We start from the raw sequence: 13,073 nt of genomic DNA on the forward strand, positions 1-13,073 counted from the left end.
GTTCTCGTCAACCTCGGCCACTGGACAACCGTCCCCTCACCGTGGAACTCACCGTCAAGCAGTCCAAGGCGCGCGTGTTCGCCGTCTGGCTGTGCGCCGTGGCGTTGGCAGGCGTCCTCGTGCTCGTTCTCGTCCGCCTCACCGGGCTCGACGCGGGAACGTCCTTGGCCCTGCCCATCTCCGGGCTGCCCTTCGCGTCGGTGGGCACCGTGATCGTGTTGCCAGCGGTGCTCGCCCTGCGCGTTCGCTGGATGACCGTGGTCGCGGCGGTCCTCGTGGCAGTGCAGGCTTTCTGGCTCGCGCCGCGCTTCGTGGCCAACGGCGCGGAGATCGCCGCCGACGCGCCGAGGCTGCGGGTCGCCACCAGCAACTCCCTCCAAGGGCGCGTCGACCCCAAGGCCCTGGTGGAGCTCGTGCGCGCGCAGCGGGTCGATGTCCTCGCAGTGCAAGAGCTTCGCGCCACCGGCGTGCAACGGCTCGACGAGGCCGGGCTGCGGGAGCTGATGCCCTACCGCGAGCTGCACCCGGAGATCGACACGTCGATCTACTCGCGGCTCCCGCTCACCGCGGGCGGTCTGGTCGACCAGCCCACCACCTGGCCGCAGACCACCGCGACCGTCATGGTCGGCAACCACGCCGTGCGGCTGATCGGCGTGCACACGCTGTACCCGGTGGAGAACCCCGCTCGGTGGACCGCCGACCTCCGCGCGCTGCGCGCCGAGGCCGGGCCGAACGTGGTGATGCTCGGCGACTTCAACGCCACGCTGGACCACACACCCCTGCGCGAGCTGCTCGCCGCCGGGCTGGCCGACGCGCACGCCGAGCTCGGTCGCGGCTGGGCGCCGACCTGGCCGGCCGATCGGCCCCTGATCCAGATCGACCACGTGCTCCACGGGCGGGAGCTGCGCGCGGTGAGCGTCTCCGAGCACACCCTGCCCGGGACCGACCACCGCGCCGTCGTCGCCGAGCTGGCCTACCAGGCCGAGGGCGCGTAGTCCTTCATGAAGCAGCCGTAGATGTCCTCGCCCGCCTCACCGCGCACGATCGGGTCGTAGACCCGCGCCGCGCCGTCCACCAGGTCCAGCGGCGCGTGGAAGCCCTCCGTCGCCAGCCGGATCTTCGTGGGGTGCGGGCGCTCGTCGGTGATCCAGCCGGTGTCCACGGCCGTCATCAGGATGCCGTCGGACTCCAGCATCTCCTTGGCGCTGGTCCGGGTCAGCATGTTCAGCGCGGCCTTGGCCATGTTGGTGTGCGGGTGGCCCGGCCCCTTGTACGCGCGGCTGAACTGGCCCTCCATCGCCGAGACGTTCACGACGTACTTGCGCCGGGCCTTCGCCGAGGCCATCGCCGGGCGCAGCTTGCTGACCAGGATGAACGGCGCGGTCGCGTTGCACAGCTGGACTTCGAGCATCTCCAGCGGCTCGACCTGCTCCACCTTCTGCGTCCAGCTGTTGACGTCGTGCAGGTCGGGGACCAGGCCGCCGGCGTCGATCGCGGTGTTGTCGGCGATCCGCTCAAGGGAGGCCGATCCCGCGCGCAGCGCGAGACCGGTCACGTCCAGCCGCCCGGCGTTCTTCGTGAGCTCGGTCAGCGCCAGCGGGTGCGCGTCGCTGACGTGGCCGAAGGAGATCATCTCCGGCAGCGGGCCGAGCGGCAGCGGCTCGGACTCCGCGGCCACCAGCGGGGCGTAGGAGCCGGGGGAGCGGCGCACCGTCTGCGCGGCGTTGTTGATCAGGATGTCCAGTGGCCCCTGCTCGGCTACCGAGTCGGCCAGCGCCACCACCTGGGCGGGGTCGCGCAGGTCGATGCCGACGACGCGCAGCCGGTGCAGCCAGTCCGCGCTGTCCGGCATCGCGGCGAAGCGGCGGACGGCGTCGTTGGGGAAGCGGGTGGTGATCGTGGTGTGCGCGCCGTCGCGGAGCAGCCGCAGCGCGATGTACATGCCGATCTTCGCCCGCCCGCCGGTGAGCAGCGCGCGTCGGCCGGTGAGGTCGGTCCGCGCGTCGCGCCGATCGCGGTTGAGCTTCGCGCACGGCGGGCAGAGCTGGTGGTAGAACGCGTCCACCTCGTGGTAGCGGTTCTTGCACGTGTAGCAGGCGCGGGCGCGCAGCAGGGTGCCCGCGGTCGCTCCGGTGACGTTGGAGACCAGCGGGATGCCCTCGGTCTCGTCGTCGATGCGGGTGGGCGAGCCGGTCGCGGTCGCGGCGGTCACCGCGTTGTCGGCGGCGGTCACGGCGTCGCGGCGGATAGTGCGCTTGCGCTTCTTGACGCCCTTGTAGAGCCGGGACGTGGCGCGCTGGAGCTTGATCACGTCCGGGTGTTCCGGTGGCAGGTTGTCCGCCTCGGCCAGGACCCGCAGGCACTCCTCAAGCCGCTCCGGGTCGATGCCTGCCGCATCGGTGTCCACCGCGTTCGTGCCCACCGCGTCAGTGCCCGTATCCACCGTCATCTGCCACTACCGTCGTCTCGATCCCCGTACATGTGCTCCGAAGAACTGTACGGGGTCGAGACGACGGTCCTCATCAGGCCGTTACGCGGTGTGCAGCCGGAGCCCGTAGACGTTGAGGATCTCCGTCAGCGGCTGGAACCAGGTCTCACCACCGCTGGTGCAGTCGCCCCAGCCGCCGGAGGTCACGCCCTGGGCCTGGTCGCCGGTGACGAACGAGCCGCCGGAGTCGCCGCCCTGGGCGCACGCGCTCGTCTTGATCAGCTCGTGCACGAGCTGGCCGTTGCCGTAGTTGACCGTCTCGTTCTTGGCCAGCACCTGCCCGCAGCGCCAGTGCGTCGTCGAGCCGGACCGGCAGATCGAGCTGCCGACCGGTGCCTCCCACTGCCCGCGCACGAGCACGTCCGACACCGAACCCCAGCCGAGCACGACCGGAACCGTCCACCAGCCGTTGCCGGTGCGCACGAAGGCGTAGTCGTTGCCGGGGAAGGAAGATCCGGCGAACTGGCCCTGTGCCGACCAGTCCCAGCCCTGCGTGTTGGCGCCCGCGCCCGCGCAGTGGCCCGCCGTCACGAAACCGCCGTGCACGGAGAAGCCGATCGAGCAGCGGACGTAGCCGCCCTGCACCGGCACGTAGTACGGGTCACCGCCGACGGTGCCTGCCGCGTAGGTCCTCGGCTGCCGCGCGGTCGTCCTGTTCACCGTGACCGGCCCCGCCTTGCGTGCCTCGGCGACGAACGCGTCGACCTCGGGGCTCTCCGCGCCGACGCGGACGTTGATCACGACGCTGCCCGACTTCGGGTCCGGGTGCCAGCTGTTGATCCCGTCGGGCGCCTTGTGCGTCCTCGCGGTGGCGTCGACCCGGTCCTTGACCGCGTTGAGCTCGGCCGCGGTCCGGCTGACCTTGGTGACCTCGGCACCCGCGGCGCGGACCGCCGCCGCCGCTTTCTCGTCGGTCACACCGACCACGAGCTTGCCTGTTCCGGCGTCGAACCAGGAACCGCCGAATGCGGTTCCGGCCGCGCGTTCCGCATTCGCGTCGACGGCTCTGATCGCCGCTTCCTGGCGGATGCGTTGCTGGGCCTGGAAGGAGTTGAGACCCAGATCGCGTTGCATTGCCGAGACCATCCCGGGGGACAGTTCCTCGGCGGTTGCCGGTGCCACGCCGAGTGCGGCCGTGGCGGCGGAGACGGCGAGCACGCACAAGCCAAGACGAATGTGCCGCTTCATTGGGCTCCTCACGAAGTACGCAGGGGATGAGGGGCTCCATACCCGGTGCGGCGGCATCACACCGGGGCTGGCAGGTTCGTCGCTGAGATTAGGCAGTGCGCTGTCCTCGGCAAAGCCGCCAAATGATGTAAGGAACTACCGAACCAACGACCGAACAATCGACAGCGCTTCGCGCACCCGTTGTGGTTCGGTTCGGTGGCTGAGCACGCACAACCGCAGCAGATAGTCGCCCCGCAGTCGAGTGCTGGACAGGAAAACCCTTTCCGTGGCGTTGATCCGTTCCAGCAGGCGCCGGTTTTCCTCATCGCCTCCGGAACGCAGCCGGAAAACGTTCACGGTCAGGTCGGGGCGCACCGGAACGTCCACTTCGGACAGTTCGGTCAAGCCGTCGTGCACGACCGCGGCCAGGTCGAGCTTCTGGTCGAGTGCGCGGCGGAACGCGCCGACCCCGTGCAGGTGCAACGGCAGCCACATGCGCAACCCCCGGAACTCCCGCGACAGCTCGGGGCCGAGGTCGCAGTAGTCCGGCGGCCACGGATCGCGCTGGAGGTCCTGGAGGTAGCTCGCGTCGACGGTGTGCGCGGCGCGCAGGGTGGCCTGGTCCCGCACCAGCAGCACCCCGGTGCCGTAGGCGAGGAACATCGTCTTGTGCGGGTCGATCGTGATGGAGTCCGCGCGCTCGACGCCGCGCAGCTTCGCCTTGCCCCGTTCAGTGAGTTGGAAACCGCCGCCGTAGGCGCCGTCGACGTGGAACCACATGCCGTTGCGCTCGGCGATCCCGGCGAGTTCCTCCAGTGGGTCAACGGTTCCCGTGCTCGTGCTGCCCGCCGTCCCGACCAACAGGAACGGCTCGCGACCGGCGGCGCGGTCGGCCGCGATCAGCTCTTCGGCAGCCTCGGCGTCCATGCGGTGGTCGTCGGTCACCGGCACCACGCGCAGCTGGTCCGCGCGCAGCCCGGCGATCCGGGCGGCCTTCGCCACGCACAGGTGGGTGTGCTCGGTGACGTAGACCGTCCCGGTGCCGTGGAGCTCGCCGAGCCGGTCGTGCCGCGCGGCGACCACGGCCGACAGCGTCGCCAGCGAGCCACCCGTGGTGATCAGGCCGCCCGCGGTGGAGGGCAGGCCGAACTCCCGGCACAGCCACTGGACGACGCTGTCCTCCATCGCGACCATGTCCGGAGCTAGCGACCCGACGCCGGTGTACCGGTTGACCACACTGGACAGGAACTCGCCGATCGAGGACGCGACGAGCCCGCCCGCCGGGAAGTACGCCAGGTAGCCGGGACCCGCCGTCTCCACCGCGGTGGCCGCCGCCTCCTTGAAGCGCGCCAGCAGATCGGCGAACTCGCCCGGCCCCTCGGCCGGCGGGTCGAGCGGCTTCGTCGTCGACGGCAGGTTCGACGCGGGCGCGTCCGGTAGCCCTTCGAGGAAGTTGGCGGCGAACTCGGTCGTGGCGGCCATCATCTCGGTGAGTTCCGCGCGGGGCGGGTCCAGGGATTCGAAGATCATGCCCCGGACGATAGGAACCGCTGCTCAGCCCCGTCTTGTACGTTATTGCGCCGATGGGGGGCCTACCGAAGGGCGACGATGCCGTGGACGTGATGACACAGGCGACGCGGGAACGGATCGAGTTCACGGACTTCCTCGAAACGCTCTCGGCGGAGCAGTGGGACGAGCCGAGCCTGTGCGCGGGATGGACCGTCCGCGAGGTGGTCACGCACGTGATCAGCTATGACGAGCTCGGCTGGCGCCGGACGGCCGCCCGGCTCGCACGCGCCCGGTTCAGCCTGGCCGGGGCGAACGCCATCGGAGCGGCCGACCGCTCCCGCACGCCGAGCGAGCTCGTCGCCCTCTTCCGCGCGCACCCACGGCCGCGCGGTCTCACCGCGGCGTTCGGCGGCATGATCGCCCTGCTGGACGGGATGATCCACCAGCAGGACATCCGCCGCGCACTGGGTCTACCCCGCGAGATCCCCGGCGACCGGCTTCGGACCGCACTCCGGCTGGCGTTGCTGGCCCCACCCATCGGCGCGTTCAAGCGAGCTCGCGGCCTGACCCTCGTCGCTCCCGACTTGGGCTGGTCCCGTGGTCGTGGCCCCGAGGTGCGCGGTCCTGGCGAGGCCCTGCTCATGGCCATCGCCGGTCGCCGCGACGCCGTCGGCGACCTGTCCGGCCCCGGCCAGCCGATCCTCGCCACCCGGCTCTGATCCGGAAGGGCTCGGGCAGCGTCCGCGCAGGTACCCGCCGGGCGCGACACCGAGGATGCGCCGGAAGTGCCGCGACAGGTGCGCCTGGTCGACGAATCCGACCAGGGCGGCCGCGTCGGCGGGCCGCGTACCGGCGTCCAGCAGCGCGCGCGTCCGCCGCACCCGCTCCTGGTTGAGGTAGGCGTGCGGCGGCAGGCCGAACCGCGCCCGGAACCCGCGCAGCAGCGCGAAACGTCCGAGCCCCACCTCGGCGGCCAGCTCGTCCAGGCTCGGTGGCTCGGCCATCCGCTCCAGCAGCACCCGCCGCGCGCGGTCGAGCCGCTGGTTGCCCGCCTCGGCGGTCCGAGCCTCGCGGACCTGGGTGCCCCGTGCCTTCCAGAGCACCTGGATCGCTTGGTACAGCAGGGTTTCCGAAACCAGGTGGTCGTCGTGCTCGGCGGCCCGGTGCGCGGCGAGGATCGCGGCGCCGACGGTCCGGTCGTAGCTGGTTTCCCCGGTGAACGTCGGCGTGCCCGCCGGTCCGCCCAGCTCGCTGACGACCTCCGAGACCAGCTCGACCGTCGGGTAGAGCACGCGGTAGGTCCAGCCCGTGGTGTCGGCGGCGTGGCCGCTGTGCACCTCGCCCGGGTTGATGCAGGTGATCCCGCCCGCGCCGATCGTGCGCGTGTCGGACTCCACCAGCAGCAGCTCGGTGCCGCTCTGCACGACGCCGATCGCGTACGTGTCATGGCTGTGCTTGGTGAAGGTGTGCCGGACGAAGCGAGCGGCCATGAGGTCCAGCTCGGGAACGCTCGGATGCCGCCAGTACCGCACGGGTTCCGCCATCGCCATGGCACCACCGTACGACCCGCGTCCGCCGTGATCAGAGTTCGGCGGCCACCGAACCGTGTGCGGCCTACTGTCGGCTCATGCTCGTGCTCGCCACATACGACCAGGTCAGCGCCGCTTTGGCGGACCGGGACCTGATCGTGCCGCCCACGCCCGCCGCGACCACCGGAGTCGGCTGGCTGCGCTCCGCCGTGCCCCGCTTCAGCTCCGGCGCCACCCACGCGCGGCGTCGCGGCCTCGTCGAGGCCCCGCTCCGCGCGCTCGTCCCGGACACGCTCCGCCGCCGCGCTCGCGCGCTCGCGGACCGCCCCGACACCGCTGCCGTCGAGGTGCTGGCCGAGGCGCTGGGCGTCGCGGTCGACCCGGCGGTCGTCGTCGCGGCGGCCCGCGCCTACCTCCCGCCGGTCGAGCCCACGCCCGCCGACGACGCGGCGGTCGCCTCGCTCGTCGCGGCACTCGGCGGAACGTGGGACGAGGCCACCGCCGCGCGCGCCTGCCTACTCGTCCAAGCCTGCGCCTCCACGGCGGGACTCATCAGGAATGCGTTGCCGTACAAGGATTCCGGCGTGCCCGAGGCAGTGCTCGCGGAGACACTGCGGCACTCGCCACCGGTTCGTGTGCTGCGGCGCCAGGCTCCGGACGGCACGCTGACCGAGCTGGACCTGGCTGCGGCCAACCGCGACCCCGCCGTGTTCCCCGACCCCGACACCTTCGACGTGCACCGCGTCGGCAACCACCGCCACCTGTCCTTCGGAGTGGGGCTGCGGCCCTGCCCCGGCGACAACCACGCGCTGGCCATCGCGGCCGGAGTTCTGGAAGGGAGCTCGTGATGACCGCCTTCGCCGACCTGCACCGCCCCGGCGACCCGCTGCTGCTGCCCAACGCCTGGGACCACGCCTCGGCCGCCGCCCTGTTCTGCGCGGGTTTCCCGGCGGTGGGCACGACCAGCCTCGGTGTCGCGGGGGCCAACGGCCTGCCGGACGGCGCGGGCAGGACACGCGCCGAGACGATCGCGCTGACCAGGCTGATCACGTCGTTGCCCGGCATGGTCACGGTCGACATCGAGTCCGGTTTCAGCTCCGATCCGGCCGAGGTCGCCGACCTGGCGGCGCAGCTGCACGACGCGGGCGCGGTCGGCGTGAACTTCGAGGACGAGATGGGCGCGCCCGAGGTCCACTGTGGACTCATCGAGGCGATCAAGCGGCGCGTCCCCGGGCTCTTCGTCAACGCGCGCACGGACACCTACTGGCTCGGTGGCTCCTCGCTCGACGAGACCCTGGTCCGTGCGGAGTCCTATGTGGACGCCGGAGCGGATGGGATCTTCGTTCCCGGTATGGCGGACCCCGACGAGATCAGCGCTGTGGTGGATCGGATCGACGCGCCGCTGAACCTGCTCTACCTGCCGGGCAAGCACACCGTCTCCGATCTCGCCGCGCTCGGGGTCAGCCGCATCAGCACGGGTTCGCTGCTCTTCCGCGCCGCCCTGCACGCCACAGTGGCCACGGCACTCGCGGTGCGTGACGAGCAGCCAGTCGCGTCCGGCATCCCCGGCTACGACGAGACCGTGAAGCTGCTGGGACCATGAACACCGTGGGACCGGAGTTGGCGGCGCTGGCGGGACTGCTGGCGGACGAGACGCGAGCGACGATGTGCCTGGCGCTGCTGGACAAACGCGCCTGGACCGCGGGTGAGCTGGCCAAGCTCTGCGGGGTCGCGCCGTCCACCGCGAGCGAGCACATCTCCAAGCTCATCGCGGGCGGTCTGCTCGCCGAACGACGTCAAGGCCGCCATCGCTACGTGCGCCTCGCGAACGACGCGGTGGCCGGGCTCATCGAGTCCATGTCGGCGCACGTCACTCCGGCCCCGGTCACTGGTCTCCGCCAGCACAGCGCGAGCGCGGCGCTCGCCCGTGGCCGCACCTGCTACGACCACCTCGCAGGCAGGCTCGGCGTGGCGATCACCGACGCGATGTCCGCCAACGGCCTGCTGAACACCGACACCGGCGTCGCCCTGACCGAAGCGGGGCTGGAGTGGTTCTCCGGCCTGGGCATCCGATTTCCCGCCGCGCCGAAGCGCCCGCTGGTCCGGTCCTGTCTGGATTGGACGGAGCGGCGTGACCACCTCGCGGGCGTGGCGGCGGCGGAGCTGTGCCGCGCGGTCCTGGAGCGCGGGTGGGCGGTGCGGATCGGGTCGAAGCGAGCGGTGAAGGTGACGCCGCTCGGGATCGATGAGCTGCACCGCCACCTCGGCATCGGCGCGGCCGAACTCGAATGCGTGCCGTCGCGGTAACAGGCACGATCACCGCAGGAGGCGATGCGCCCGCCGTGCCCCGCCCCGTGCTGCGACGCACTCGCTGGCCGGCTGGCTGGCGTGGTCAGGCTTTTCGCGTTTTGCCACCTAAGCGCGAAAGAGAGCGCTCCCATTTCACGCTTAGGTGACAAAACGCGAACCAGGGGGCGCCTGTCCTGCAAGTCGTCCCGATGCTTCGAGGCGGCACCGCCCCCGTGTCCCCGTGCGCGTGTGGGCTGGCTGGCCTGATCGGGGTTTTCGCGTTTTGTCACCTTATTGCGCGAAAGAGCGCTCTCATTTCGCATCAAGGTGACAAAACGCGAAACGGGGGGCACGTGGGTGAGGGCGCCAGGGGGTGGTGTGGTGGTGCTACCACTTGCAGGGCGCGGCCTAGGAGCTGGCCGGGGTTCGTTACGGCGCCCTGGCCCCTGGTCGCAACCCTCCACGGCGTCTCGTTGCCGCGGGCCTCACCGACGCGGTCACCTCACGGCTTGGCGTCCAACGCGGCGCGGACCGCCTCGGGGGTGCGGGCGACGGAGGCGGTGCCGTCCTCGGCGGTGATGATCGGTCGCTGGATGAGCTTGGGGTTCGCCACCAGGGCTTCGATCCACTGTGGACGGTTGGTGGCGTCGCGCGCCCAGGACGTGATGCCCAGCTCGGCGGCGACGGGCTCACCGAGGCGGGTGATGTCCCACGGCTCCAGCCCGAGGCGGCCCAGGACGGCCTCCAGCTCCGTCGCCGTCGGCGGGTCCTGGAGGTAGTACCGGACCGTGTAGTCCGCGCCCTCGGCGTCCAGCAGCGTCAGCGCCGACCGGCACTTGGAACACGCGGGGTTGATCCAGATCTCCATGTTCACTCCGTCTCGTCGAAGAAGTCGTCGCTGGCGGTGAGCCCCTCGACGAACGTCCGGAAGTCCTTGGCCAGCGGCAGTTCGTCCAGGTCCGCCTCGCACTCGAACCAGGTGACCGACGGCTCCCCGGCCGGGCCGCACGCCCGGTAGTCCAGCGCGACCCAGTAGTGCCCGTCGCCGCTGAGCAGCACCAGCCCCTGGGGCAGCTCCCATTCCTCGATCAGGTACGGGGTGTTCGCCAGGCTCGGCCAGTGCTCGGGCTCGCAGGCGCCCGCCAGTTGCTCGAACGGGACGTGGTCGGCGCTCCACGAGGTCCGCTTGGTGGTGGGGAAGGCGTTCCACGCATCCGCGACGTAGCCGCCGTTGCGCACGCGCAGCAGCTCGACCAGGGAGGCTGGCAGGCGCACGCCGAGCAACCGCTCCGCCTCCCCCACCTGCTCGTCGGTCACCGGTGGCGACTCGGTGGAGTCGCTCCAGAAGCTCGCCTTGACGTCATCGAACCGCGCCACGGTCGGTGATCTTACGAGCCAGCTCACCGCCGAGCCGCCGCGTGGCGTCACCGGCGAGGCCGGTCTGGCTGAGCACCACCTCGGTGGCCCCCGCGTCGAAGTGCTCCTGGACGCGCGCGGCCACCGTCTCCTCGTCGCCGATCAGGGCCAGGTCCGCCGCCTGAGCAGCTCCGAGCGCCCTTTGCCCGGTGAGGAACGGCAGCGCGCCGTCGGCCAGCTCAGCGGTGGTGCGCAACGCCTGCGGAGCCATCGCGGAGACCAGGACCGGCACGCTCGGCCGGGCCTCAGCCAGCTCGGTGGTCGCGGTCAGCGTCTCGCCCCGCGCCGGTGTCGAAGATCGAGCGCAGCGCGGTCACGAACTCCCGCAGCCGCGCGATCGGGCGCTCGTAGCGTCGGCTCGACGAACCCCTTGGGCGGTCGTCCAGCCGCTGGCCGAACCACGCCGAGGCCAGCCCGGCGGTCTCCGCCTGGTCCACCGGTGCGGGGCCAACGCCTGGTGAGGAGAAGGAGGAAGCTAGATCCAAGAGAGGGTGAGAAGGAAGCTTCCTCATAGCCTCACGGGACGTCACAGTACGTGCCTGCTCACTCGGGGATCAACGCGTTTAACCGGTCGAGCGTGATGACCTCCGAACCCTCGGGGAGCCCGTCAGGCCGGTCGATCCCGACGAACGTCACCGGCCCGTCGTAGCGCGTCCCCGCCTCGTGAAGCGTGTACGCGCCCGACAGTCCCAACAGGTGAGCCACCGTCAGGTAGTCGCGTCGCATGACTCCGCGCACCAGCAGCGAGGTGCTCCTCCCGTTGTTCTCGACCTGGTTCGCCCACGACGTGCCGGGCAGGTAGAGGTGCGCCCACCGCGCCGACCACGTTCCGTCGTCCCCTCGGGCGAAGACCAACGGCACCGCGACCCGTCCGGACCCGCGCATCGCCGAACGCGTCCGGACCGTGCTGGCCTCGAACGGCATTCCCTTCTGCGCCAGCTCACGAGTCATGTACCCGAACATCGACTCGGCCACCGCGTCGAAGCCCTCGCCCGCGTAGACGTTGACCTGCGGCACGATGTAGGCCGCCGAGACCTGGGCCAGCGGCACGTCGATGAACTCGCTCGCCCCGTTCTCGGCGCTCGTGACATCGCCGGAGTAGTAGGCGCCATCGCTGTGGTGGTTCGTCCACGACACGAAGCCCGCGCGGCGGAAATCCTTGTCCAGCAACAAAACCGACAAGTCGTAGTCGGTGCGCTCGGCACGCTGGCGCCAGTGGGTGAACAGCCGCAGCAGCTCACCGTCCACCGGGGCCGTCGAACCGCGTGGCATCACGCCGAACCCGTCCTCGCTTGCCTTGCCGGACAACGGAAGCGCGACGGTGAGCACCGCCGGATCGACGACCACGCGCTCACGCACGGGAATCCGGCGCGCGAGCTCGGCGTCGAGCGCGGCGAGCACCCGCTCCACCACGTCCGCGTCCAACGGAGGCCGCTCGTCCGCGGTCACCCAGGCTCGCCGAGCACGAGAGGCGAACACGCGCACCGCGTCGGTCCGGGTGCGGTTGCCCAGGTGCTCCCGCACCGAGCACAGCACCCGTCCCGACACGCGATCGATGACTCCGTGCAGGCGCTCAAGCACGTGCACGGCCTCGTCGGGGGAGCAGGACCGCAACACCCGGTCCAGCTGGCGCAGCAGCATTCCCGGAGATCCGGACAGCAGCTCGACCGCTCGCGCGATGTCACCGGAGCCGAAGGCGACCTCGATGCGGCCCGCCAGCGAGCGGACCGTCTTCTCTCCGCGCGCTACCGCGAAAACGTCCTGGGCGTGAGGGAAATCGGCGTACTCGTGCGGATGCAGCCGCTCGCCGAGACGCTGCCAGCGCCGCGCGTACGCCGCGATGTCACCGAGCTTGCCGGGACCGCTCGCGACGACCTCGTCCAACGCGGCAAGCAGGATCCGGCGCTCCGGGCGGCGGAACTGCCGGAACCGCGTCGTGGTCCGCAGCGTGACATCGCCCCCGGACGCCTGACACGCCAGCCGGAGCACGTCGGTCGGCGTGTCCACCGCGAGCGGAGCCCGGCCCCACGTCAGCCGCACGGCGTTGATCACGGCACGGTGCTCGCGGACCGGGATCGCCTCGGGCTGCCCGGCGTCCAGGCACAGCGGGGCGAGCTCGGCGAGCGCCGCGAGGCCGGCCTCGCCCAACGGGGTCGTGCTCCCGGCCAGCTCCAGGTACAACGCCCGGACCTCGTCGTCGAGCGAGCCGCCGAGGTGCACGACGGTGACCCGGTCCTTGGCCGAGGCGATCAGCTCGTCGTGCGCGGCGACCAGCTCCGGGTAACCGTGCTGGTAGGTGCCGTAGACGGGCAGCAGGTCGACGCCGCCGGGAGCCACGACCGCCCGCAGGCAGTCCACCCAGAACTCGACGGTGTCGGGCACCCCGTCCGGGAAGTCGCGGAAGTAGGCGTTGTGCTCGACGTGGTCGCCGACCAGCTCGCGGACAGCGCCGACCACCGTCACCGCGCGGTCCATCGCCGCACCGGGCTCCAGACCCGAGACGTGCTCCAGCAGGGCACGGGAGGCGGTGAACCCGGCGCGCAGCAGCACCGCGTCCATCTGCCTGGCCACGGCCGCACCGTCACCAGCCGGTCCGGCGGTGAAGGGCACGCGCAGCGTCGAACGGATGATCAGCTTGTCCAGCACCGAGAATCCCCCAAGGAGTGGCTCCACAG

13 protein-coding genes and 1 pseudogene are annotated in these 13,073 nt (G+C 71.2%); 5 read left to right on the forward strand and 9 right to left on the reverse strand.

Annotation, left to right across the window (positions count from 1 at the left end):
• Window positions 1-41 precede the first annotated feature (41 nt).
• A complete protein-coding gene (locus tag ACFFQA_RS06415) occupies window positions 42-995 on the forward strand; it encodes an endonuclease/exonuclease/phosphatase family protein (protein WP_377850708.1) in 954 nt (317 codons plus the stop codon).
• Here ACFFQA_RS06415 and ACFFQA_RS06420 read toward each other — a convergent pair.
• The 3 genes from ACFFQA_RS06420 to ACFFQA_RS06430 form a co-directional block, all read right to left on the reverse strand.
• On the reverse strand, window positions 974-2,449 hold the full coding sequence (locus tag ACFFQA_RS06420; RefSeq protein WP_377850709.1) for an SDR family NAD(P)-dependent oxidoreductase: 1,476 nt from the start codon (window positions 2,447-2,449) through the stop codon (window positions 974-976). The two genes, ACFFQA_RS06415 and ACFFQA_RS06420, sit on opposite strands and share 22 nt — an antisense overlap.
• 81 nt (window positions 2,450-2,530) lie before the next feature.
• Window positions 2,531-3,676, reverse strand: coding sequence for a S1 family peptidase (locus ACFFQA_RS06425; protein WP_377850710.1), 1,146 nt, complete (start codon window positions 3,674-3,676; stop codon window positions 2,531-2,533).
• Between the two features lie 135 nt (window positions 3,677-3,811).
• A complete protein-coding gene (locus tag ACFFQA_RS06430; RefSeq protein ID WP_377850711.1) occupies window positions 3,812-5,185 on the reverse strand; it encodes a pyridoxal phosphate-dependent decarboxylase family protein in 1,374 nt (457 codons plus the stop codon).
• Between the two features lie 92 nt (window positions 5,186-5,277).
• Between ACFFQA_RS06430 and ACFFQA_RS06435 the strand changes: the two genes are divergently transcribed.
• Window positions 5,278-5,883: a maleylpyruvate isomerase family mycothiol-dependent enzyme gene (locus ACFFQA_RS06435; RefSeq protein ID WP_377850712.1), complete on the forward strand. Its 606-nt coding sequence runs from the start codon at window positions 5,278-5,280 to the stop codon at window positions 5,881-5,883.
• A gap of 36 nt (window positions 5,884-5,919) precedes the next feature.
• Here the strand turns inward: ACFFQA_RS06435 and ACFFQA_RS06440 are convergent.
• Window positions 5,920-6,714, reverse strand: a pseudogene (locus ACFFQA_RS06440) (AraC family ligand binding domain-containing protein); the annotation flags it as partial.
• 77 nt (window positions 6,715-6,791) lie between these two features.
• Here ACFFQA_RS06440 and ACFFQA_RS06445 point away from each other — a divergent pair.
• From ACFFQA_RS06445 to ACFFQA_RS06455, 3 genes are read left to right on the forward strand one after another with little or no spacing between them, the layout of a single operon-like run.
• Window positions 6,792-7,541: a cytochrome P450 gene (locus ACFFQA_RS06445; RefSeq protein ID WP_377850713.1), complete on the forward strand. Its 750-nt coding sequence runs from the start codon at window positions 6,792-6,794 to the stop codon at window positions 7,539-7,541.
• Window positions 7,541-8,296 (forward strand): isocitrate lyase/PEP mutase family protein, encoded by a 756-nt coding sequence (locus ACFFQA_RS06450; protein WP_377850714.1) that lies wholly within the window; start codon window positions 7,541-7,543, stop codon window positions 8,294-8,296. Before ACFFQA_RS06445 ends, ACFFQA_RS06450 begins: the two co-directional genes overlap by 1 nt.
• Entirely contained in the window at window positions 8,293-9,000 is a 708-nt protein-coding gene (locus ACFFQA_RS06455; RefSeq protein WP_377850715.1) for an ArsR/SmtB family transcription factor, read from the forward strand. The genes ACFFQA_RS06450 and ACFFQA_RS06455 overlap by 4 nt, the downstream gene beginning before the upstream one ends.
• 484 nt (window positions 9,001-9,484) lie before the next feature.
• Here ACFFQA_RS06455 and ACFFQA_RS06460 read toward each other — a convergent pair whose 3' ends face one another.
• From ACFFQA_RS06460 to ACFFQA_RS06480, 5 genes are all read right to left on the reverse strand, one after another.
• Window positions 9,485-9,850 carry an arsenate reductase family protein gene (locus ACFFQA_RS06460; RefSeq protein ID WP_377850716.1) on the reverse strand — a complete coding sequence of 122 codons (366 nt, stop codon included), beginning with the start codon at window positions 9,848-9,850 and terminating at the stop codon, window positions 9,485-9,487.
• 2 nt (window positions 9,851-9,852) lie between these two features.
• Window positions 9,853-10,359: an SMI1/KNR4 family protein gene (locus ACFFQA_RS06465; protein WP_377850717.1), complete on the reverse strand. Its 507-nt coding sequence runs from the start codon at window positions 10,357-10,359 to the stop codon at window positions 9,853-9,855.
• Entirely contained in the window at window positions 10,343-10,630 is a 288-nt protein-coding gene (locus ACFFQA_RS06470) for an LLM class oxidoreductase (protein ID WP_377850718.1), read from the reverse strand. Before ACFFQA_RS06470 ends, ACFFQA_RS06465 begins: the two co-directional genes overlap by 17 nt.
• A gap of 13 nt (window positions 10,631-10,643) precedes the next feature.
• Window positions 10,644-10,835 (reverse strand): hypothetical protein, encoded by a 192-nt coding sequence (locus ACFFQA_RS06475; RefSeq protein WP_377850719.1) that lies wholly within the window; start codon window positions 10,833-10,835, stop codon window positions 10,644-10,646.
• Window positions 10,836-10,941: 106 nt separating this feature from the next.
• Window positions 10,942-13,044: a TerD family protein gene (locus ACFFQA_RS06480; RefSeq protein WP_377850720.1), complete on the reverse strand. Its 2,103-nt coding sequence runs from the start codon at window positions 13,042-13,044 to the stop codon at window positions 10,942-10,944.
• Window positions 13,045-13,073 lie beyond the last annotated feature (29 nt).

Source organism: Allokutzneria oryzae (assembly GCF_042429765.1).
GTDB lineage: Bacteria > Actinomycetota > Actinomycetes > Mycobacteriales > Pseudonocardiaceae > Allokutzneria > Allokutzneria oryzae.